This window comes from Afipia sp. GW821-FHT14H12 (assembly GCF_058803465.1).
Genome location: NZ_JBXAOZ010000001.1, coordinates 1,092,601 through 1,114,916, shown reverse-complemented (window position 1 = coordinate 1,114,916; position 22,316 = coordinate 1,092,601). Strand labels below are relative to the sequence as shown.

23 protein-coding genes are annotated in these 22,316 nt (G+C 63.2%); 16 read left to right on the top strand and 7 right to left on the bottom strand.

Annotated elements, in window-relative coordinates; genetic code table 11:
• Nucleotide 1: 1 nt before the first annotated feature.
• From AC1RNA_RS05545 to modC, 9 genes are all read left to right on the top strand, one after another.
• Nucleotides 2-298, top strand: coding sequence for an HPr family phosphocarrier protein (locus tag AC1RNA_RS05545; RefSeq protein WP_009338065.1), 297 nt, complete (start codon nt 2-4; stop codon nt 296-298).
• Nucleotides 299-401: 103 nt separating this feature from the next.
• Nucleotides 402-2,207, top strand: a complete 1,806-nt coding sequence (gene lepA / locus AC1RNA_RS05540; RefSeq protein WP_009338066.1) for a translation elongation factor 4 — start codon at nt 402-404, stop codon at nt 2,205-2,207.
• A 151-nt stretch (nt 2,208-2,358) separates the two neighbouring features.
• Nucleotides 2,359-2,541, top strand: coding sequence for a YegP family protein (locus AC1RNA_RS05535; RefSeq protein ID WP_009338067.1), 183 nt, complete (start codon nt 2,359-2,361; stop codon nt 2,539-2,541).
• Nucleotides 2,542-2,675: 134 nt separating this feature from the next.
• Nucleotides 2,676-3,599, top strand: a complete 924-nt coding sequence (gene mepA, locus AC1RNA_RS05530) for a penicillin-insensitive murein endopeptidase (RefSeq protein ID WP_009338068.1) — start codon at nt 2,676-2,678, stop codon at nt 3,597-3,599.
• A 195-nt stretch (nt 3,600-3,794) separates the two neighbouring features.
• Nucleotides 3,795-4,004, top strand: a complete 210-nt coding sequence (locus tag AC1RNA_RS05525; RefSeq protein ID WP_009338069.1) for a TOBE domain-containing protein — start codon at nt 3,795-3,797, stop codon at nt 4,002-4,004.
• On the top strand, nt 4,004-4,507 hold the full coding sequence (locus tag AC1RNA_RS05520) for a hypothetical protein (RefSeq protein ID WP_009338070.1): 504 nt from the start codon (nt 4,004-4,006) through the stop codon (nt 4,505-4,507). The genes AC1RNA_RS05525 and AC1RNA_RS05520 overlap by 1 nt, the downstream gene beginning before the upstream one ends.
• Before the next feature lie 257 nt (nt 4,508-4,764).
• Nucleotides 4,765-5,577 (top strand): molybdate ABC transporter substrate-binding protein, encoded by an 813-nt coding sequence (gene modA, locus AC1RNA_RS05515; RefSeq protein ID WP_009338071.1) that lies wholly within the window; start codon nt 4,765-4,767, stop codon nt 5,575-5,577.
• Nucleotides 5,578-5,594: 17 nt separating this feature from the next.
• Nucleotides 5,595-6,290: a molybdate ABC transporter permease subunit gene (modB, locus tag AC1RNA_RS05510; RefSeq protein ID WP_009338072.1), complete on the top strand. Its 696-nt coding sequence runs from the start codon at nt 5,595-5,597 to the stop codon at nt 6,288-6,290.
• A 1-nt stretch (nt 6,291) separates the two neighbouring features.
• Nucleotides 6,292-6,957, top strand: a complete 666-nt coding sequence (gene modC / locus AC1RNA_RS05505) for a molybdenum ABC transporter ATP-binding protein (RefSeq protein WP_009338073.1) — start codon at nt 6,292-6,294, stop codon at nt 6,955-6,957.
• On the opposite strand, the gene AC1RNA_RS05500 is transcribed toward modC, so the two are convergent.
• Nucleotides 6,954-7,796, bottom strand: a complete 843-nt coding sequence (locus AC1RNA_RS05500; protein WP_009338074.1) for an ABC transporter substrate-binding protein — start codon at nt 7,794-7,796, stop codon at nt 6,954-6,956. The genes modC and AC1RNA_RS05500 overlap by 4 nt on opposite strands.
• Nucleotides 7,797-7,890: 94 nt before the next feature.
• On the opposite strand from AC1RNA_RS05500, the gene AC1RNA_RS05495 reads away from it, so the two are divergent.
• The gene (locus tag AC1RNA_RS05495; protein WP_009338075.1) at nt 7,891-8,898 is read left to right on the top strand and encodes a FecCD family ABC transporter permease; all 1,008 of its coding nucleotides are present in this window, start codon (nt 7,891-7,893) and stop codon (nt 8,896-8,898) included.
• Nucleotides 8,895-9,680, top strand: coding sequence for an ABC transporter ATP-binding protein (locus AC1RNA_RS05490; protein ID WP_009338076.1), 786 nt, complete (start codon nt 8,895-8,897; stop codon nt 9,678-9,680). The genes AC1RNA_RS05495 and AC1RNA_RS05490 overlap by 4 nt, the downstream gene beginning before the upstream one ends.
• A gap of 18 nt (nt 9,681-9,698) precedes the next feature.
• On the opposite strand, the gene AC1RNA_RS05485 is transcribed toward AC1RNA_RS05490, so the two are convergent.
• Nucleotides 9,699-11,492, bottom strand: coding sequence for a potassium/proton antiporter (locus tag AC1RNA_RS05485; protein WP_009338077.1), 1,794 nt, complete (start codon nt 11,490-11,492; stop codon nt 9,699-9,701).
• 232 nt (nt 11,493-11,724) lie between these two features.
• On the opposite strand from AC1RNA_RS05485, the gene AC1RNA_RS05480 reads away from it, so the two are divergent.
• The 3 genes from AC1RNA_RS05480 to radC all read left to right on the top strand — a co-directional run bounded on the left by AC1RNA_RS05480 (nt 11,725) and on the right by radC (nt 14,806).
• On the top strand, nt 11,725-13,074 hold the full coding sequence (locus AC1RNA_RS05480; protein WP_009338078.1) for a mechanosensitive ion channel family protein: 1,350 nt from the start codon (nt 11,725-11,727) through the stop codon (nt 13,072-13,074).
• A 98-nt stretch (nt 13,075-13,172) separates the two neighbouring features.
• Entirely contained in the window at nt 13,173-14,000 is an 828-nt protein-coding gene (gene map / locus AC1RNA_RS05475; RefSeq protein WP_009338079.1) for a type I methionyl aminopeptidase, read from the top strand.
• Nucleotides 14,001-14,086: 86 nt separating this feature from the next.
• Complete coding sequence (gene radC, locus AC1RNA_RS05470; RefSeq protein WP_492950426.1) at nt 14,087-14,806, top strand: RadC family protein; 720 nt, start codon at nt 14,087-14,089, stop codon at nt 14,804-14,806.
• A gap of 13 nt (nt 14,807-14,819) precedes the next feature.
• Here the strand turns inward: radC and AC1RNA_RS05465 are convergent, their stop codons facing one another.
• From AC1RNA_RS05465 to AC1RNA_RS05445, 5 genes are read right to left on the bottom strand one after another with little or no spacing between them, the layout of a single operon-like run.
• Nucleotides 14,820-15,521 (bottom strand): AprI/Inh family metalloprotease inhibitor, encoded by a 702-nt coding sequence (locus tag AC1RNA_RS05465; protein ID WP_009338251.1) that lies wholly within the window; start codon nt 15,519-15,521, stop codon nt 14,820-14,822.
• Entirely contained in the window at nt 15,518-16,498 is a 981-nt protein-coding gene (locus AC1RNA_RS05460) for a 2-hydroxyacid dehydrogenase (RefSeq protein ID WP_009338252.1), read from the bottom strand. The genes AC1RNA_RS05465 and AC1RNA_RS05460 overlap by 4 nt, the downstream gene beginning before the upstream one ends.
• A 5-nt stretch (nt 16,499-16,503) precedes the next feature.
• A complete protein-coding gene (locus AC1RNA_RS05455) occupies nt 16,504-17,301 on the bottom strand; it encodes an ABC transporter permease (protein ID WP_048758049.1) in 798 nt (265 codons plus the stop codon).
• Between the two features lie 29 nt (nt 17,302-17,330).
• Nucleotides 17,331-18,098, bottom strand: a complete 768-nt coding sequence (locus AC1RNA_RS05450; RefSeq protein WP_009338256.1) for an ABC transporter ATP-binding protein — start codon at nt 18,096-18,098, stop codon at nt 17,331-17,333.
• On the bottom strand, nt 18,095-19,120 hold the full coding sequence (locus tag AC1RNA_RS05445; RefSeq protein WP_009338258.1) for an ABC transporter substrate-binding protein: 1,026 nt from the start codon (nt 19,118-19,120) through the stop codon (nt 18,095-18,097). The genes AC1RNA_RS05450 and AC1RNA_RS05445 overlap by 4 nt, the downstream gene beginning before the upstream one ends.
• A 113-nt stretch (nt 19,121-19,233) precedes the next feature.
• Between AC1RNA_RS05445 and AC1RNA_RS05440 the strand changes: the two genes are divergently transcribed.
• Nucleotides 19,234-20,046, top strand: a complete 813-nt coding sequence (locus tag AC1RNA_RS05440; RefSeq protein ID WP_492950425.1) for a creatininase family protein — start codon at nt 19,234-19,236, stop codon at nt 20,044-20,046.
• A gap of 352 nt (nt 20,047-20,398) precedes the next feature.
• Nucleotides 20,399-22,312, top strand: a complete 1,914-nt coding sequence (locus AC1RNA_RS05435; protein WP_245258146.1) for a carbohydrate porin — start codon at nt 20,399-20,401, stop codon at nt 22,310-22,312.
• Nucleotides 22,313-22,316: the final 4 nt, after the last annotated feature.

The window sequence follows — 22,316 nt, the reverse complement described above, 5'->3', positions numbered from 1 at the left end:
CATGGCGGGCGAGCAGACGTCACAGGCCGATGCCATCGTCCGGGAAATTCCCATCACCAACAAACGCGGCCTGCATGCGCGGGCATCCGCCAAGTTCGTGCAGACGGCGGAGAAGTTCGATGCCGAGATCACCGTCACGCGCAACGGCGAGAGCGTCGGCGGCACCTCCATCATGGGCCTGATGATGCTGTCCGCAGGCATCGGAACCTCGATCACCGTCGCCGCCACCGGCCGCGAGGCTCGCGAAGCGGTCGAGGCCATCACCACGCTGGTGACGAACAAGTTCGACGAAGAGTAACGCCGTTCCCTCGCACGGCCCGCCCCCGCATATCCGTCATTTTATCTCCCAAAGCGGCATTCGGCCTTTGCCGGAAAATGCTGCAAATGCTATCCCCGCGCGCATGACAACCACCCCGATATCGAACATCCGCAACTTTTCCATCGTCGCCCATATCGACCATGGCAAATCGACGCTGGCCGACCGCCTGATCCAGACGACGGGTGGGCTCGCCGAGCGCGAGATGAAGGAACAGGTGCTCGATTCTATGGACATCGAGCGCGAGCGCGGCATCACCATCAAGGCGCAGACCGTTCGCCTTCACTACAAGGCCAAGGACGGCAAGGACTACATCTTCAACCTGATGGACACGCCCGGCCATGTCGACTTCGCCTACGAGGTCAGCCGGTGCCTCGCCGCCTGCGAAGGCGCGCTCCTCGTGGTCGATGCCTCGCAGGGCGTGGAAGCGCAGACACTCGCCAACGTCTATCAGGCCATCGACAACAACCTCGAGATCGTTCCGGTCCTGAACAAGGTCGATCTTCCCGCCGCCGAACCCGAGCAGGTCAAGCAGCAGATCGAGGACGTGATCGGCATCGATGCGTCCGATGCCATCATGGTGTCGGCCAAGACCGGCATTGGCATTCCCGACGTGCTGGAAGCCATCGTCACGCGCCTGCCGCCGCCGAAAGGCGATCGCGACGCGACGCTGAAGGCGCTGCTGGTCGATAGCTGGTACGATGTTTATCTCGGCGTCGTCGTTCTGATCCGCGTCGTCGACGGTGTGATGAAGAAGGGCGACCGTATCCGTATGATGGGCACGGGTGCCGCCTACGACGTCGAGCGCGTCGGCTTCTTTACCCCAAAGATGACGCAGGTAGACGAACTCGGCCCCGGCGAAGTCGGATTCATCACCGCGGCGATCAAGGAAGTCGCTGACACCCGCGTCGGCGACACCATCACCGACGATCGCAAACCGGTCACCGAAATGCTGCCGGGCTTCAAGCCGGCGATCCCGGTGGTGTTCTGCGGCCTGTTCCCGGTCGACGCCGATGACTTCGAAACGCTGCGTGCGGCGATGGGCAAGCTGCGCCTCAACGACGCGAGCTTCTCGTTCGAGATGGAAACCAGCGCGGCATTGGGCTTCGGCTTCCGCTGCGGCTTCCTCGGCCTGTTGCATCTCGAGATCATTCAGGAGCGCCTGTCGCGCGAGTTCAATCTCAACCTGATCGCGACCGCACCGTCCGTGATTTACAAGATGCACCTCACCGACGGGCAGGAGATCGAGATTCACAATCCGATCGACATGCCGGACGTGGTGAAGATCGCCGAGATCGAGGAGCCGTGGATCGAAGCGACGATCATGACGCCGGACGAATACCTCGGCTCGGTGCTCAAGCTCTGTCAGGAGCGGCGCGGCACCCAGAAGGAACTCACTTACGTCGGCAGTCGCGCGATGGCGAAATACGAATTGCCGCTCAACGAAGTGGTGTTCGATTTCTATGACCGGCTGAAATCAGTTTCCAAAGGCTACGCCTCGTTCGACTATCACCTCACCGACTACAAGGCGGCGGACCTCGTGAAGATGCAGATCCTCGTCAACAACGAGCCGGTCGATGCGCTGTCGATGCTGGTGCATCGCTCGCGCGCCGAGGGCCGTGGCCGCGCCATGGTCGAGAAGATGAAGGAACTGATTCCGCCACACATGTTCCAGATCCCGATTCAGGCGGCGATCGGCGGCAAGGTGATCGCGCGTGAAACCGTGCGCGCGCTGCGCAAGGACGTCACCGCGAAGTGCTACGGCGGCGACATCACGCGTAAACGCAAACTTCTGGAGAAGCAGAAGGAAGGCAAGAAGAAGATGCGGCAGTTCGGCAAGGTCGACATTCCGCAGGAAGCCTTCATCGCCGCGCTGAAGGTCGATAGCTGAGAGAGATCGGCATTCTCACCGGCAAAATTCCGGTTGAATGATTTCATCAAGACCGGCACATCATACCGCGCGCCGATCCAACGCGCCTTGACTCCGCTCCGCCATGCCCCGACGCTTGCCTCCGCATGTATCTCAAGCAACGGAGGCAGCGATGGCCTACAGGTTTGAAGTCTACAAGGACAAGGCCGGAGAATTCCGGTTTCGTTTCAAGGCGCCGAACGGCGAAACGATGTGCAGTTCGGAAGGTTACGCGCAAAAGGCCTCTGCATTACACGCGATCGACTCGATCAAGCAGCACGCGCCGGGAGCAACCATCGACGATCAGGCCAAATAGCCTTTTCATTTTGAATGTGTTTTATCGATTGAGAATCCCCGGTTCCCGCCGGGGATTTTTTAATGACACACCTTGAAAGCTTCACACCGGCCGCTTCGCCTCGTTTGGAATTGCGTGATGGGTTATAAAGCGGCATGAGATTCGTGCGCCTGATTCTCGCTCTCGCTTGCTCTCTCGCACCCTTCGCGACGCTCGCGCAGGACAAAGGCACGCTGCATCCGCAACCTCTGCCGCCGCTCGCCAATCCGAACGATCCGCATCTCGCCGCGAAGCAGTTGTTCGGGCGCGAACTTGCGCCGGCGAAACTCGCGCCAAGCTCGATCGGCTTCTACGCCAAGGGCTGTCTCGCGGGCGCGCAGGCGCTGCCGATCGACGGGCCGACCTGGCAGGTGATGCGGCTGTCGCGCAACCGCAACTGGGGCAACCCCGCACTCATTGCCTTTCTGGAAAAGCTCGCGGCCAGGGCGCACAAGCTCGGCTGGCCGGGCCTCTTGGTCGGCGACATGTCGCAGCCGCGCGGCGGGCCGATGTTCACCGGGCACGCCAGCCACCAGATCGGGCTCGATGCCGACATCTGGCTGACGCCGATGCCGAACCGCACGCTCACGCGCATGGAGCGCGAAAACATGTCCGCGGTGCAGATGGTGCGGAAGGATCGTCTCGACATCGATCCGAGCGTCTGGACGCCCGAACATCTCAAGGTCATTCGCGCCGCCGCCGAAGCGCCGCAGGTCGAGCGCATCTTCGTCAACGCCGCGATCAAGAAAGCGCTGTGCCGCGAGGCCACCGGCGACCGGCACTGGCTCTCGAAGATCCGTCCGATGTATGGCCACGACTATCATTTCCACATCCGCATCAAATGCCCGGCGGGCAGCGCGGGCTGCGAGCCGCAAACGCCGCCGGATCACAACGAGCATTGTGCGCCCAAGGATTTCGCCTACTGGTTCAGCGACGCGGTGCTGCATCCGAGACCTCCGAAGGTGCCGCCGAAACCGAGGCCGCCCTTGACGTTGGCGGACCTGCCCGCCGCATGCCGCACGGTTCTTCATGCGCGCTGACTGAAGATCGCGGTCTCATCGCCCCTGTCATTAGTTTAGAAAATTCTAAAGTATAAAGCCTCTGAAGACGCCGCGCGCCGCTTGCTCATCCGAGCGTCATGCCGCATCCTGCAACTTTCCGGCACACACAATCCTGCCATTTTTTCGGAGCGTACCCTCCATTCCGAAGCCGACGAACCTCATAAGGAGACACACTTGCGCATCAGTGCCCGTAACCAGATCAAGGGAAAAGTCGTCGAAGTGACCAAGGGTGCGACCACGTCTCATGTCCGCGTTGATATCGGCGGCGGCCAGATCGTCACTTCGGCGATCACCAACGAAGCGGTCGATGAACTCGCCCTGAAGAAGGGCGATAACGTGATCGCCGTCATCAAGGCGTCCGACGTGATGATCGCGGTGAACTGATGCGCAAGCCTCTTGCCCTCGCCATCCTGATGCTAGGCCTTGCGCCCGCTTACGCGGCCGAGCCTGCCGGCTGCGAGCACTTCAAATGGCCGGTGACGCGCGAGCGCGCGCTCCTGACCACGCCCGATCTTCCCACTTTGAAATCGGGCGTGGATGCGCCGACGCTGCCGCCTCTCGCGGTAACGTTGTCGTTGCCCCCCGTGGCGGACGCGGGATTGCCGAAACCCTCCGAACGGACGCAAAAGCCGGGCACCTTTGCCGGATACCTGCGCCTCGGCCAGATTCCCGGCGGAATCTATACCGTCAGCGTCTCGGATTCCGCATGGGTCGATGTCATTCAGGACGGCAACTATCTCAAGCCGACAGAATTCAGCGGCGTGACCGGCTGCAACGGCATCCGCAGGACCATGAAATTCAGTCTCGCTGCCGGCTCCACGACCGTGCAGATCAGCGGTGTCGCGGCCAATGCGATCAAGCTCGCGGTGGTGCCCTCCTCCGATTGAGGAGACCACCGCATCGCGGCACGCAACCCATTGCCCTGTACCCGGCCAGAACATTGGCGCGGCTGGACAACCCGCCAAAGTGCGGCAGCACCGACCCTTTACGCGCCCGTCCTGCCTGATATGGTGCGCCTCGCACGACGCTTTGGCCCGCCGTAAGCCCGCCAAGGCCTTTGGAACGGCGCTTCCAATTTCTTATCTTCCCATCCGACATCAGGACTCCGTCCAGATTTTTCAGACGGAGGGATATGGAGCGCCTCATGCAATTGTTTTCCCGGATTTTTCTTGCCGCTGCGCTGGTTAGCGCGCCGCTCGCCACGCAGGCCTTCGCCCAGGATGCCAAGCCCGCCGCCGCAACCTCAGCCAAGACATTCATCAACTTCGCCGCAGCCTCGATGAAGAACGCGCTCGACGATGTCGACGCCGCCTATGCCGCGAAGTCCGGCAACAAGGTCACCGCAAGCTACGCCGCCTCGTCCGCGCTCGCCAAGCAGCTCGAACAGGGCGCGCCTGCCGACGTCTTCATCTCGGCCGACACCGCCTGGATGGACTACGCCATCAAGAACAAGAGCGTGAATCCCGCCACCCGCATCGACCTGCTTGGCAACAGCATCGTCCTGATCGCACCGAAGGATTCCAAGATCAGCCACGTCGACATCAAGCAGGGCTTCGATCTCGCCAAGCTCGCCGGTGACGGCAAGGTCACCACCGGCGACGTCAAGGCCGTGCCGGTCGGAAAATACGCCAAGGCCGCGCTGGAGAAGCTCGGCGCGTGGCAGGCCGTCGAGCCGAAAATGGCGATGGCTGAAAACGTCCGCGCCGCGCTGGCGCTGGTGTCGCGCGGCGAAGCCGTGCTTGGCATCGTCTATTCCACCGACGCCAAGGTCGATCCCGGCGTGAAGATCGTCGGCACCTTCCCGGCGGATTCGCATCCCCCGATCATCTATCCGGTGGCGGCGACCGCCACCGCCAAGGACGGCACCGCGGACTATCTGGCGTTCCTGAAGAGTTCGGCGGCAAAAGCCACGTTCGAGAAGTACGGCTTCAGTTACCTGATCAAGCCGACCTCATAAGTGATATTGTCCGTCGCGTGTTCGATATCACCCCCGAAGAATGGACGGCGATCGAGCTTTCGCTTCGTGTCGCCGTCGTCGCCACGCTGGTATCCACGCCAATCGGCATCGCCGTGGCGTGGCTGCTGGCGCGCCGCGATTTCTGGGGCAAGGCGCTCCTCGATGCGCTGATCCATCTGCCGCTGGTGCTGCCGCCCGTCGTCACCGGATATCTCCTGCTGCTGAGCTTCGGGCGGAAAGGGCCGGTCGGTGAATTCCTCGACCACTATCTCGGCATCGTTTTCTCGTTCCGCTGGACCGGCGCGGCGCTCGCCTGCGGCGTGATGTCTTTTCCCTTGCTGGTGCGGCCGATGCGGTTGTCGATCGAGGCGATCGACCGCAGGCTGGAGCAGGCCGCGGGCACGCTCGGTGCAACACCCTGGCAGGTGTTTCTCACCGTGACGCTGCCGCTCGCGCTGCCCGGCATCGTTGCCGGGATGATTATGGGTTTTGCCAAAGCGCTCGGCGAATTCGGCGCGACCATCACCTTCGTCTCGAATATTCCCGGCGAGACGCAAACCATTTCATCGGCGATCTATTCGCTGATCCAGACGCCCGATGGCGATTTGCCCGCGCTGCGGCTCGTCATCATTTCCGCCATCATGGCCATCGGCGCATTGGTTGCGTCGGAATTCTTCGCGCGGCGGGCGCTGCGCCGCGTTCACGGGCTGTGACATGCTGAACGTCGATGTCACCAAGCAGCTCGGCACACTGAAGCTCGAAGCCGCGTTCCAGAGCGACAGTCCCGTCATCGGCCTGTTCGGGCCGTCCGGTGCCGGCAAAAGCTCGATCATCCACATGATCGCAGGCCTGTCGAAGCCCGACCGCGGCACCATCGTCATCGGCGGCGAAACGGTTGATGACACCGCGAAGGGCCTGCATGTGCCGCCCTATCGCCGCCGCATCGGCTACGTGTTTCAGGACGCGCGGCTGTTTCCCCATCGCAACGTCGCACAGAATCTCGATTACGGCCGGCGCATGAACAAGCTCGCGCCGGACCCCACTCATCTCAAGCGCATCCTCGATTTGCTGGACATCGGCCATCTCCAGACCCGGCGGCCAGGGCAATTGTCCGGCGGCGAACGCCAGCGCGTCGCGCTCGGCCGTGCGCTGCTGTCAAAGCCGCGATTGCTTCTGCTCGATGAACCGCTCGGCTCGCTCGATCAGGATCGCAAGGCGGAAATCCTGCCCTATCTCGAGCGGCTGCGCGACGAGGAAAACATCCCGATGGTCTATGTCAGCCACGATCCGGACGAGACGCGCCGTCTCGCAGGCCATGTGGTGATGCTCAAACACGGACGCATCGTCGCACAGGGCGGCCCGGAGATTCTTCCCGCTTAACGAAGTTTCTTCAGCTCATCCTTCAGCACGCCGAGGCCTTCGAGCAAGGCCGGGCCGCCGCACAGCGTGTAGCGCGACGGCAGGCTGATGCGCCTGGTCTCGTCGTAGCGCGCGCGCAACGCAGGATGGGTGAGAAACAGCGCGCCCTGATCGGTGGCGTGGCTCGCCGTCTCCTGCAACACCAGAATATCCGGCCCGGCCGTCAAAAGCGTTTCCATGTCCATGAAGCCGCCGATGCCACCACGCGCATTCGGCGGCGGCTTCAATCCGGCCGTGGCCAGCATCGATGCGACAAGGCTCTCGGTGCCCTCCGTATAACCTTCCCGCTGCAAAACGATGGCGGTGCGTGGCGGCTTCAGCGCCACGGCTTTGAGATCGTTTTCGGCGCGTTGCAGTTTGTCGGCCAGCGCCTCGCCGCGTTCGGGATGACCGAGAAGCGCTGCGATCTCGCGCACCTGCGCGCGCGCCTCATCCAGATTGCGGACCAGCGCGACCTCCACCACGCGCAGGCCGGTCGCAGCCAGAATCGTCTGCGTCGGGCGATCGCTGAACCCGGACAGCACCAGATCGGGCGCGAGATTGACGATCGATTCCGAATTCCAGTCGATCTTCGGAAAGGCCGCGCCCTGCTTCGCCATGACCGACAGCGTGCCGTCCGTCGCATAGGGCGACAGGGCCGCGATCTGCGAAGGGTCGGCCAGCGCCAGCAGCAACTGGTCCGCGCAAAGGTTGAAAGACACCACATGCTTGGGGGGAGCGGCCCTGCAACCGGCGCTGCCAAGCAGCAGGAGACAAACGCCCAGGGACGCTTTCCAGATCGACATTTTCCAGACCGGCATTGCCCTGATCGCCATTTTCTTGATCGCAGCACCCTGTTATGCCACGCCCACCCTGTCGCGCCAGCCTTTGGCGCGCTGAATCAGCCGGAATGAGATGGCCTTCGACCGACCGGGAAGTTTGCTCACGCTTCTGCTCGCAGCACTCGTCACAGTGCTGTTCGCGGCGTCGTTGATGACGGGCCCCGCCCATTTTGGCGCGGAGACCGTGGCGAAATCTCTGGTCTCCGATCAGGGAGTCGCCTCGATCATCGTCCGCGACGTGCGCCTGCCGCGCACGCTGCTCGCTGCCTTGATCGGCGCCACGTTCGGGATCGCGGGCGCATCGCTGCAGGGATTGCTGCGCAACCCGCTTGCCGAACCGTCGCTGTTCGGCGCACCACAGGCCGCCGCCGCGACCGCCGCAGGCCTGATGGCGTTCGGGCTGGTCAGCCCTGTCTCGCTCGCGGTCCCGCTCGGCGGCATCGCTGGTGCATTGCTTTCGGTCGGCGCGCTGGTCGCCATCGCGGGCCGTCGCGCTTCGCTGACCATGACGCTGCTCGCGGGCCTCGCGCTTGCAAGCCTCGCAGGTGCCGCCATCGCGCTCGTCCTCAACCTCGCGCCCAATCCCTACATCGCGCTGGAGATCGCATTCTGGCTGCTCGGCTCGCTGCGCGACCGCAGCATGATCCATGTCTGGATCGCGGCACCGTTCATGATCGCGAGCTGGATCGTGCTTGCCGCGAATGCCCGCGCCTTTCGCGCCTTGACGCTCGGCGAGGATGCAGCCTCCTCGCTCGGCGTCAACGTCGGGCGGGTGCGAATCTGGGTCGTGATCGGCGTGGCGCTCGGCGTCGGCGCCGCCGTGTCGGTCGCGGGCGCGATTTCCTTCGTCGGCCTCGTAGCACCCCATCTGGTGCGGCGGTTCTACGGCTCCGACCCGGCGCGCACGCTGCTGCCGTCCGCACTGGCAGGCGCGGCACTTTTGCTCGCCGCCGACATCATCGTGCGGCTGGTGCCCGGCCCGCTGGAAATCAAGATCGGCGTCATCACCGCGTTGATCGGCGTCCCGTTCTTCATCGCGATGATCTTCCGCGAACGTCAGGTGCTGGAGGAATCGGCATGAAACCCGACCTCGCCCCTCGCCTTCGCGCGGACAACCTCACCGTCCATCGTGGCGCACGCATCATCGTCACCGGTGCCAATCTCGTTCTGAATGCGGGCGAGCTGACCGTGCTCGCCGGGCCGAATGGCGCCGGAAAGACCACATTGGCCCGCGCCATGGCGGGGCTTATTCCCTCGCAGGGCAATGTCAGCCTCGACGGCACCGTGCTCGCCGCCATGAGTGCACGCGAACGCGCCCGCGCGCTGGCCTATCTGCCGCAGGGCCACGAATTCCACTGGCCGATGAGCGTCGAGCACATCGTGGCGCTGGGCCGGGAGCCGCATGCCGATCCGTTCTCGCAAGTGACGCCCGAGGATCGCGCCGCCATCCTGGATGCGATGGAAGCAACCACCACCGACGCGCTCGCCACCCGCATCGTCACCACGCTGTCCGGCGGCGAACGGGCCCGCGTCGCGCTCGCGCGTGCGCTCGCCACACGGGCTTCCGTGCTGATCGCCGACGAGCCGATCGCCGCGCTCGACGAACGTCACCAGCTCATCGTCATGGAATTGCTGCGCGGCATCGCCCATCAGGGCGCGGCGGTGCTGGCGATCATTCACGATCTCACGTTGGCGGCGCGGTTCGCCGACCGCGTGGTGCTGATGAACGAGGGTCGCATCATCGCCAACGACACGCCGGTGGCGGCGCTGACGCCGGAACGCATCGCACAGATCTTCAATATCTCGGTGCACCGGATCGAGACTCCGGATGGGCCGCTGCTGATCCCCTCGCGCGCGCTCTAAAACTGAAGATTCCGTCCACTAAGTACTCGACAGCCTCTTCCAGAGCCGCAGGACCTTGCGCTGGATCGCCGGGATACGCCGCGGCACGCGGATCGGCCTTTCATCCTGCGACAGCCGCAGACCGATGACATTGACGCGGTTGCCGCCGATGCCGCGCGCCACCAGCGCGATGGAGCCGAGCGGCAACGCCGCGCCGACCCGCGGCGCGCCGTCCAGATGGATGTCGAAATAATCCGCCAGCGTCAGCGGCTTCACGTCCGCCGGGACATCGATGCCATAAACCTCGCCGACGGCCTCCAGCGTCACGTCTCCCGCGAGCATGAAGTCCCCGAGCAAATTCGGATCGGGAGCCGTGGCGGGCGCCATGTCGACGAAAAAGCGGTCGAGCGCGCCGGCTTTCTCCGGCGGCGCGAGCAGATAGAGATAATCGCCCTTCTGCACCGGCGCCGCTTCGGCCGCGGAGAGAATCTTCTCCTCGCGGATCACCAGCGTCGGCTTCGACCATGATGGAATGAGGCCCCGTTTCAGGAACAGGCTGTTCGGCCGCACGGCGTAACCGACCAGTTGCTGCTCAAGCTGTCCGGGCAGGTCCAGTTCGATACGGCGCGGGCCGCGATCGGTGCGCGGCAGAGCGACATGCAATTTCCTCGCGGCGAAACCGAGCGTCCAGCCCTGCAGCAACAGGGACACCATCACGACGATGAAAGCCACGTTGAAATAGATCTGCGCCTTCGGCAGGTCCAGCAGCAGCGGAATCGACGCAAGGAAGATCGCAACCGCGCCGCGCAAGCCGACCCATGAGATGAATATTTTTTCCCGCAATTGAAAAGGAAACGGCGCGAGACAGAGAAACACCGCCACGGGGCGTGCGACAAACATCAGCGCCAGCGCCACCACCAGCGCGGGCAGCGCCACCGCCACCAGCTTGTCGGGCGACGCGAGAAGGCCGAGCAGCACGAACATCACGATCTGCGCAAGCCATGTCGCGGCGTCGAGAAACGTCAGCACCGAATTGTGCGCGCGCGTGGGCCGGTTGCCGATCACGATCCCGGCGAGATAGACCGCGAGAAAGCCGGAGGCGTGATCGATCTGCGCGAAGCCGAAAATTACCAGCGCCGCCGTCGTCACGAACGGCGCGTGCAGACCCTGCGGCAGGGAAATCTTGTTCAGCGCGAACACCACGAGCCGCCCGCCGACCAGACCGATGACGATGCCGAGCACGGCCTCCTGCGTGAACTGCCAGAAGATGTGCGATGCCGAGCCTTTCCCGAGCGACAGGAATTCCACCAGCACCATCGTGAGGAACACGGCGAACGGATCGTTGGTGCCGGATTCGACCTCCAGCGTCGCGCCGATGCGCGGACGAAGACGCAGGCCCTGCGCATGAACCAGAAGAAATACCGCCGCGGCATCGGTCGAGGCGACCACGGCGCCGAGCAGGAAGGATTCCGGCCAGTTCAGATCGAGTACGTATTTGGCGACCGGGGTCGTCAGCAGCGCCGTCAGAAGGACGCCCACGGTGGCGAGGACCGCCGAGGGCGCGAGGACCGCGCGGATGCTCTGGAAGCGCGTCTTCAGTCCGCCGTCGAACAGGATCAGCGCCAGTGCCGTGGAGCCGACCAGATAGGCGATCCTCACATCGTCGAATTTCAGCTTGCCGAGGCCGCCTTCGCCCGCGAGCAAGCCGAGACCAAGGAAGACCAGCAACAATGGCGCGCCGAAGCGGAGGGCCAGCAAGCTCGACAATATGCCAGCCATGATCAGCACGGAGCCGAGCAGGATCGTGAGACTGACGGAATCGAGGATGGCCATGGGCGGCGGGGGCTTTCGACTTGCGCTTCAATCTGCTTATAGGTGTCACGGCGGATCGCCAAACAAAATCTCGGCATCATAAATGCGCCGGATTCCCGGCGCTAAACGCATCGCATCGCGACCGGCGCGCGCCATGTGCGACCCTTGCGCAAGCCTTGCCGATATTGACGCCTGCGTCGCAAGGACGCATGAGAAGACGAATTCCCCCTGCTTCACCTGACGGGACCTGCCAATGGATTGGGACGACCTGCGAGACGCCCTGAATCGCGCGCTGCAATCCATCGGCGGGGAAATCACCTCGCCGTGGTTCTATCTGCAGTTCGGCATCATCCTGGTCGCCGCCGGTATCTCGCTGGCCTTGGGAAGCAGCCTGCGGGCCCGATTCGACGTGACCTCGCTGACGATGGGCTGGCCGGCGCCGCTGCGGCTGTTCGCCCGGACCGTGATGCAACGCGCCGGCACGATCATTTTCGCGCTGCTGGCCGAAATATCGCGGGTGGTCATGGTCCAGACCGGGCTGCTCTATCGCGGTTACGTGCTGTCGACGGCGGTCAATCTCGCGACCGCCTGGCTCATCATCCGCATCGCCACCAGCGTAATCCGCAACGAATTCGTGGTCCGCGTGGTGTCCATCGCGGCATGGGCCGTGGCCGCGCTCAGCATCATCGGCCGCCTCGACGATGTGTCCAGCGCGCTCGATTCGATCTCGATCACCATGGGCACGCTGCGGCTGACGCCGCTGGTGCTGATCAAGGCGGGCGTGCTGCTCGCCATCGCGATGTGGCTCGTCAGCGCGGCCGGCAATTTCATCGAAGCCCGGATCGCCCACTCGCGCGACCTCACCCCGTCGGTTCAGGTCCTGCTGATCAAGCTCGTGCGGGTCGCGCTCGTCGTCGCCGCCATCGCCATGGTGATGTCGGCGGTCGGCATCGATCTGTCGGCCTTCGCGCTGTTCTCGGGGGCGATCGGCGTCGGTCTCGGCTTCGGCCTGCAGAAGATCATCGCCAATTTCATCAGCGGCGTGATCCTGCTCGCGGACAAATCGGTCAAGCCGGGTGATCTCGTCACCATCGGCGACAGCACCGGGAAAATCAGCTCGATGAACACCCGCTACATCTCGGTGGCGGCGGGCGACGGGCGCGAGATTCTGATTCCGAACGAGGATCTCGTCACCCAGCGCGTCATCAACTGGACCTATACCGACAAGACCATGCTGGTGAAGGTCAACTTCGCCACCAATTACGAAGCGGACCCGAACCGGGTCTGCGAATTGGCCGTCGACATCGCCCGCAACACGCACAACGTCGCGACCTTCAAGGCGCCGAATTGCCTGCTCACCGAATTCGCCGAAACCGGAATGAAGTTCGCGCTGACCTTCTGGGTCGCCGATCTCGATGTCGGCATGGACAATGTCCGCAGCAACGTGATGCAGGGGCTCTGGACCGCCTTCAAGAACGAAAACATCCGCGTGCCCTACCCGGTGCGCGAACTCCGTGTCCGCAGCGGCGCGCTGCCGGTGGAAACCATCCTCGAGGTTCCATCGGACAATTCCGGCCCCGCCGCCAAGCCCGGCGCGGAATGACCCGCACCCCGGGCGCAAAGGTTGCGAATTGGCGGCAAGGCATTAAATTAGCGTGATCCGGCCAGCGTGCCCGCAACCCCTTCGAAGTCAGACTTTCCATGAATTACGTTGACGCTACCCAGGCTGCCGCGCGCAAGACCGGCCAGATCAAGCTGCACGGCCCGGCTGGCTTTGCCGGAATGCGAAAGGCCGGTGCGCTGACCGCCCAATGCCTCGACGAGCTGGTGCCGATCGTGCGGCCGGGCATCTTCACCTCGCAGATCGATGAATTCGTCCGCAAGTTCGCGATCGCGCATGACGCCATTCCCGCGACGCTGATGTATCGCGGCTACCGCCACTCGACCTGCACCTCGATCAACCATGTGGTCTGCCATGGCATCCCCGGCGACCGCCAGTTGAAGGAAGGCGACATCGTCAACGTCGACGTCACCCTGATCGTCGACGGCTGGTACGGCGATTCCAGCCGCATGTACACGGCGGGGGCGATCTCACGGCGCGCCGAGCGGCTGATCGACGTGACCTATGAGGCGATGATGCGCGGCATCGCCGCCGTCAAGCCGGGCGCCACCACCGGCGACATCGGCCATGCGATCCAGAGCTTCGTCGAGCCGCAGCAGATGAGCGTGGTCCGCGATTTCTGCGGCCATGGCCTCGGCCGGCTGTTTCACGACGAGCCGAACATCATCCATATCGGCAAGCCTGGAGAAGGCGTGGCGCTGCGCCCCGGCATGATCTTCACCATCGAGCCGATGATCAATCTCGGCAAGCCGCACGTGAAAATTCTCTCCGACGGCTGGACCGCGGTGACGCGGGACCGCTCGCTGTCGGCGCAGTTCGAGCATTCCGTCGGCGTGACGCAGGACGGCGTCGAGATTTTCACGCTCTCCCCCGGCAAGCTCGACAAGCCTCCCTACAACGCGGCCTGATTTCGTAGCGGACGCGCCGCAATTGCTTCTTGCAAAAGATGGCAGGCACGGCATGGTGGCCACAGTCAGTTCGCGACCGTGCCCCCATGTCTGAAAACGCTGACGATCCGTCAGACCAGTCCGGCTTCTCCGAAGCGCCGCATTATCACGGCCATCGGGAGCGATTGCGGGACCGCTTTCGCGATGCAGGCCCCGATGCCCTCAGCGATTATGAGCTGCTGGAAATGGTGCTGTTTCGCGCGCTGCCGCGGCGCGACGTCAAGCCGTTGGCGAAAACGCTGATCGCGAGGTTCGGCTCATTCGCCGAGGTGGTCCATGCGCCGGAAGCGCGGCTGCGCGAAATCAACGGACTGGGCGATGCCGCCGTGACCGAGATGAAGCTGATCGCGGCAACCGCAAGCCGCGTCGCCAAGGGGCAGGTCAAGCAGCCTACCATGCTGTCGTCATGGTCGAACGTGATCGACTATTGCCGCACCGCCATGGCGTTTGCCGACAAGGAGCAATTCCGGATCCTGTTTCTCGACAAGCGCAACCAGTTGATCGCTGACGAACTGCAGCAGGTTGGCACCGTGGATCACACGCCGGTCTACCCCCGCGAAGTGGTCAAGCGCGCGCTGGAATTGTCGGCAACCGCGATCATCCTGGTCCACAATCACCCCTCGGGCGATCCGACGCCATCACAGGCCGACATCCAGATGACGAAATCCATCGTCGCCATCGCGGCCCCGCTCGGCATTTCCGTGCACGACCACATCATTGTCGGCAAGAACGGCCATTCGAGCCTCAAGGGCATGAAGCTGATGTAAGTCGCGCGCAGGCTTACTGGCGCACCATGATGAACGGATCGGCGCTGTCGGGAATCCGCCGCCATTGCGCATGATCGTCGGCACCGAACCGCCAGACTTCGCCGCTTGATGAGATCAGCAGCATCTCGCCGCGCTCAAGCCGCCACATCACCGGTCCGAAGCGACTCACCAGCGGATCGCATTTCGGCTTAAGGAAGACCTGGAAGTTCTCGGGATTGCCCGCCTCGTTGTTGGTGAGCGTCAGGCCGCAGATCGGATTGCCGTTGCCGCGCACCATCGCCCAGTCGCCGATCATCTGGTCGGTCGATTTCGACAGCGCACGCGCCGCCGCCAGGCCTTGAAGAATGTAGACGCCCTCGCCGCTGCGCACGCCCTCGAGAATGCCGTTCTCGACTTCGGTGACATCCAGCACGGAGGCACCCTTCGCATCCTGAAAACGGACGATGTCGAGGCCCTTCACCGTCCATGACGCAATCGCGCCGGTGAACGGCAGGGCTTCCGCACATCCCTTCTCCAGATCGAGTTTCATGCCGAGCGGCACGGTGTCGTTCTTCAGCGTCACCACGCAGGTCCGGTCGCGCCCCGCCGTGGCCAGTTCCCACTGGCCTAACATGGCCTTGGTCTGGGCCGCGCCATCCTCTTGCGCGAACGCCGCCGTCGCAGGCCAAAAGCCTGCGGCGACACAGACAGCCAGAACGGCGGCACGGCAGATCATGCACGCTTCCCGAAAGGCGTCTCGGGCACCGGCGTCAACGCCGGCTTGCCGGAGAACCAGTTCAGCAGATTATCGACCACAAGCTGATCCATCGCGTCTCGCGTCGCCACCGAGGCCGACGCGATATGGGGCAGCAACACCACATTGTCCATCGACCAGAATGCCTCCGGCACATTTGGCTCATGTGCGAAGACATCAAGCCCGGCGGCCATGATCGTTCCATCCTGAAGGGCCGCGATCAGCGCCTCCTCGTCCACCACCGAGCCGCGCGCGACATTGATGAACACACCGCGCGGCCCCAGCGCCTTCAGCACTTCGGCATTGATCATCTTCAATGTCGAAGCGCCGCCCGGCGTGATGGCGATCAGGGTATCGACCGCCTTCGCCATCTCGATCAGGTTCGGATAGTGCTTGTGGGAGACACCCGCCGCCGGATTGCGCGAGTGGTAGACGATCGGCACGCCGAAAGCGTCCAGACGTTTTGCAATCGCCTGACCGATCCGGCCCATGCCGACAATGCCGACGGTGCGGTCGCGCAGCGATCCGGGGCTGAGACGATAACTCTGCTTGGCCCAGCGGCCTTCGCGCACATAACGGTCGGCGGTGATGAATTCGCGCAGCGTTGCGATCAACAGCCCGATCGCCGTGTCGGCGACCTCATCGGTCAGCACGTCCGGCGTATGGGTGACAACGATGTTGTGCTCCGCCGCATAGCGGAAATCGACGTGATCGTAGCCGACGCCGAAGGAGGCAATCATTTCGAGCTTCGGGAAACGCGCCAGCATCGCGCGGTCGGCCCTGACCAGATTGGTGATCGCCATGCCGCGAATGTTTTGGGCCTGCTCGGGCGAGAGTTTGGCGAGGTCATCCGGGTGGTGGAAGATGTGCACATTGAAGCGCTCGGCGAGACCCCGCTCGATCAGAGGCTTCTTCGGACCATAAATCAGGATGTCGGGCTTCGCCGTCTCGTTCGCCATCGTCGTCAATCTCCTTCCACCGCACTCTCATGCCAGTGTCGTAGCACGAGGCGCGACACCGCCGAGAGCCCGGCATAAATCACAATCCCGGCAGCCGACAAGAGCGCCAGTGCCGCAAACATCCGCGGAATGTCGAGGCGATAGCCCGCCTCCGCGATCCGGAAGGCAAGGCCCGAGCCGGAGCCGGCGGAGCCCGCCGCAATTTCCGCGACCACTGCACCGATCAGCGACAGGCCGCCCGCGATCCGCAAGCCGCCCATGATGTAGGGCAGCGCCGAGGGCAAACGAAGCCGCCACAGCTTCTGCGCCGGCGAGGCATCGTACAATGCGAACAATCCAGCCAGATTCCGGTCGACAGATTTGAGCCCGAGCAGCGTGTTCGACAGCACGGGAAAGAATGCCACGATCCAGGCGCAGGCGACCACGGCCAGATGCTGCGGCAGATAGACCAGCAACAGCGGCGCGATAGCGATAACCGGCGTAACTTGCAGGATCACCGCATAGGGCAGGAATGCATCCTCCACCCACCTTGCGCGGTTGAACAGCAACGCAAGGCCGACGCCGCCGATGACCGCGGCGAGAAACCCCTCCAGAGTTGCGCGCAGCGTGGTCAGCAGCGAGGCAAACAGGATGCCCCAGTCCTTCACCAGCGTCTGCACGATCAGGCTCGGGGCGGGCAGGATGTAAGGCGGGATCTCGCGCAGGCGGACCGTCGCCTCCCAAAGCCCCATGAGCACGGCAAAGACGATCACGGGCAGCAGCACGCGCAGCGCCTGCGGCAACGGGCGATCTTGGGAGGGCATCGCTCTGGTTTGCTCTTGATCCTTGCCCATCAGGCAACCCGTCCGCTGTCCTGCACGCTCGCCTGCCCCAGCATGGCGGAAACCTCGCGGCAGAAGCCGGCATAGGATGCCGAGGTGCGGAAGCTCTCGCCGCGCGGCTCGGGTGCATCGATCCGGTGTTCCGCGAAAATCCGGCCGGGCCGTGCGGTCATGACAATCACGCGCTGCGACAGAAAGACGGATTCGAACACCGAATGGGTGACGAACACCACCGTCTTGCGCAGGTCGCGCCACAGCGCCAGCAGGTCGTTGTTGAGGCGAAAGCGGGTGATTTCATCGAGCGCCGCGAACGGCTCGTCCAGGAGCAGGATATCGGGGTCCGTCACCAGCGCGCGGGCAAGTGACGCCCGCATCTTCATGCCGCCGGACAATTGGCGCGGATAGGCTTCGGCGAATTCGGTGAGGCCGACGCGGGCGAGACAATCGTCGATCCGCGCATGGCCTGCCGGGCTGTCATCTCCCGTCAGCCGGAGCGGCAGGCGGACATTGTCGCGCACGCTCGCCCACGGCATCAGTGTCGGCTCCTGAAACACAAAACCGATCCCGCGCGACGATCGCGCGCGTGCATCGACAGCGACGCTCCCCGTGCTCGGAGCATCGAGCCCTGCGATGATCCGCAGCAAGGTCGACTTGCCGCAACCCGAAGGGCCGAGCAGCGAGACGAACTCGCCTTCGCGGATTTTCAGATCGACCGGGCCGAGCGCCTCCGTGCCGTTGGCATAGCGCCGCGTGACGCCCTTGCAACTGATGGCCGTCATTTCGCGAGACGCAGGTCGAGGCCGACGCCTTTGTTGACGAAGCGCAACGTATAGGCCTTGCGGAAATCGACCTCCCGCTTCACGACACCGGCATGCACCATGGTCGAGAAGAAATCCTCCATGCGCGCATCGCTCATCGCGCCGATCCCGTTCTTGAGCGTGTCGCCGGAATCGACGATGCCGTATTCCTTCATCTTGGCGACCGAGTAATCCAGAATCGCATCGGTCATGTCCGGGTTCATCTTCTTGATGAGCGCATTGCCGGCTGTGTTGTCGCCGTAGAGATAGTGGTACCAGCCGATGATCGAGGCATCGACGAAACGCTGCACCAGATCGGGCTTGTTCTCGACCAGATCGGTTCTGGTCTCGATGAAGGTCGAATAGGCGTTGAAGCCGTAATCGGCGAGCAGGATCACGGTCGGCTTGAACTTGGCTTTCTGCTCGATGGCAAAGGGCTCGGACGTCACATAACCCTGCATCGCGCTGTTGCGGTTCGCCAGAAACGGCTGCGCGTTGGAGGTGTAGGGTTTGACGCGATCTTCGCTGAAGCCGTGCTCGCTTTTCAGCCACTGAAAATAGGTCGGCATCCCCTCCTTCGAGACGAACAGCGTCAGCGGCTTGAGATCGTCAAGCGTTTTGACTCTCGACTGCGGGTGCGCAATGAAAACCTGCGGGTCTTTCTGGAACATCGCCGCGACCGCAACCACCGGCACCTTGTTCGCGACCGCATCGAGCGACTGCAGATTGTTGGCGGCGATATCGAAATCGAGCTTCTTCGACAGCAACAGGATGCGGTTATTGACGTTGGGTCCGCCCGGCACGATCGTCACATCCAAGCCGTATGCCTTGTAGGTGCCGTCCGCAAGCGCCTGGAAGAAGCCGCCCTGCTCGCCCTCCGCCAGCCAGTTGGTGCCGAAGGCAACCTTGTCGAGCTTTTGCGGGGTTTGTGCCTGCAAGGGTATCAGCATCGACATCAGTAGCCCGGCCGCCGTTAACGCTCGTAACGAAAGGGCAGGCTGCATGATTGGACTCCGCTGGTCGTTCTGGCTCATGATAGAAGCCGAGGGCTCTGGTCTGAAAGAGCCCATCGCCTTCTAATCGATCAGCTCCACCGCATCCAAAGATATCTTCATTCATGAGCGCCACACCACCCCGCGACTGGACGACCATCCATTGGCCGGAGACCGATCCCGCAGCCGCGAGCGAATGGATCGCGGTGCTGCCGCTGGCCGCCACCGAACAGCACGGCCCGCATCTGCCGGTCGGCACCGATACCTTCATCGCGGAGGCTTATCTTGCGCGCGTGCAGGCGCTGCTTCCCGGACACGTTCCGGCCTCATTTTTGCCGGTCCAGAGCGTCGGCTTTTCAATCGAGCATATCGACTACCCCGGTACGGTGACGCTGCCCTATCATGTCGCCATCCGCCACTGGATGTCGCTCGGGGAAAGTGTCGCGCGCAGCGGCGTGAAGAAGCTTGTCATGGTGACGAGCCATGGTGGCAACAGCGCGCCGATGGCGATTGTCGCGCAGGAATTGCGTGCCCGCCTCGGGATGCTGGCGGTCACGACCAACTGGCACCGTTTCGGTACGCCGGAAGGGCTTTTCCCGCATGAGGAAATCGCTCACGGCATTCATGGCGGCGCGGTCGAGACCTCGATCATGCTGGCGGCGCAGCCTGATCTGGTGCGCAAGGACAAGATTGCCAACTTCGAGCCCGCAAGCGTTGCGATGGCGCGTGAATTCCGCTGGCTGTCGCCGCACCGTCCCGCGCCCTTCGCATGGGCGGCGCAGGACCTGCACCCGAGCGGCGTTGCGGGCGATGCCACACTGGCCAGCGCCGACAAGGGCCGGCAATTGATCGAGCACGGCGCCAAGGCGTTCTGCGAACTGCTCGCCGACGTCCATGGCTTTGACATGGCGCGGCTCGCGAACCGTCCCGCGACCTGACGAAATTTCTGCTCCGCAAAATTCGGCTTCAGCCTGCGATCATCCCGGATCGCGGCAATGAAAGCGCATGCCCTCACTTCGACCAGCTTCCATCAAGTCTGGACAGCCGTTCCGTTGCTTCCAGTTGCAAATCACTCTCAATGCTATTGACAATCATTTGCAATTATTGTTCTTAGCGGTCATGGGGAGCAACCATTTTTTGCAGCAGGTCCGTGACGGCCTGACGACAGTGCACACAACGCAACGGCCTGTGGCGCGGCGGTTGGCGGCATGGCACCTGTGGCCAATGATCGCGATTCGTCGGCCCCGTTTATCGATCGGCACGCCTGCCACCTGCGCGCTTGCAGCGACGATGGCAGCAGCCTCGCCGTGCGCCATCGCCTTCGCCGCCGACTTCCCGGTCAAAGCTGCGCCGGTCTTCGACTGGAGCGGCGCCTATGTCGGCGCCCATTTTGCATATGGCTTTGGCTCCTCGCACGCGAGCGTGTTCGATGGCGCCAGCTTCAACACACGCAACCATTTCGGCACCGCCACCGCAGGCGTGCAGGCCGGTTACAATGTGGTGCTGCCGTCACGCGTCCTGCTCGGCGTCGAAGCCGACCTGAGCTTTCCGAACTACATCGAGTCCAGCGGCGGCGTCGCCGTGACACCGACGATGAATGGCACTCTTACCGAACGGCTGGATTATGCCGGTTCGCTGCGCGCGCGGCTTGGTTACGCCGCGCCGCGCTGGTTGCTTTACGTCACCGGCGGTCTTGCGTTCGCGGGCGAACGCTTCGAATACACATCGCCTGCTTTCGACGACAAGAAGCTGTCGCTGCGCACAGGATGGATCGCGGGCGTCGGCGCCGAATACGCGATCGGCCCGAAATGGAGTGCGCGAGTCGAATATCTGTACAGCGATTACGGCCGCGACCATGTGCAACTCGGCTCCGGCCTGCAAAGTGCAAGCACGTTCGATGTCCAGACCATCCGTCTTGGGCTCAACCGGAAGATCGACTTCACCGGGAACGACAGCAACTTCGGTGACGGCTTGCCGTCAAATCTGGAAATCTCCGGGCAATCGACCTATCTGGCGCAAGCCTATCCTGCCTTCCATGCGCCCTATTCCGGCCTGAACAGCCTTGCCCCAAATGGACAAGCCAAGGCGACATGGAGCAACAGCCTCTATATCAACGCGCGGCTCTGGGACGGCGGCGAGCTGTATTTCAATCCCGAACTGGTGCAGGGCTTCGGCCTCAGCGACACGGTCGGGCTGGGCGGATTCTCCAGCGGCGAAGCGCAAAAATCGAACTTTCCCTATCCGCGCTTCAACCCATCGCGCATGTATCTTCGCCAGACCTTCGGCTTCGGCGGCGAACAGGAGACTCTTGAAAGCGGCCCGAACCAGCTTGGTGGCAAGGCCAACGTCTCCCGCCTGACGGTGCAGGTCGGCAAGTTCGCCGTGCTCGATATCTTTGACGGCAACGCCTATGCCAAAGATCCGCGCAAGGATTTCATGAACTGGTCGATCTGGGCACCAGGCGCGTTCGACTACTCCGCCGACAAGGTCGGCCTGAGCTACGGCGCGACTGCCGAGTTGAACCAGAAAAACTGGGCGCTGCGTTTCGGCTATTTCCTGATGGATGCCGAATCCAATTCCAATAATTTCGACATGCATCTTTTCCGCCGGGGCGAATACGTCGCGGAATTCGAGCAGCGCTACATGTTGTTCGGCCAACCGGGTAAACTGCGCACGATCGGATGGATCAACAGCGCCTTCTCGGGCAGCTACCGCGCGACGCTCGACAATCCCGCGCTTAATCTCGATATCGCCGCCACGCGTGAAGGCCGCATCAAATACGGCTATGTCGTCAACCTCGAACAGGCGTTAAGCGACACCGTCGGCCTGTTCGGCCGCTGGAGCTGGAACGACGGCAAGACTGAGATCATGGCCTTCACCGACATCGATGCGAGCCTCTCGGGTGGGTTGTCGATCAAGGGCAAGTCATGGGGCCGCCCCAACGACACCATCGGGCTTGGCGGCGCGATCAACGCTCTGTCGCGCGACCATCGCGATTTTATCGCGGCGGGCGGCATGGGCGTTCTCATTGGCGACGGCCGGCTGAATTACAGCCAGGAGCGGCTGATGGAGGCCTATTACGCCTACGCCATCACGCCAAAGCTGACGGCAACCGCCGATTATCAGTTTGTCGTCAACCCCGCCTACAACGCCGACCGTGGGCCGGTGTCGATCTTCTCCGCGCGGCTGCACGGCGAGTTCTAAAATC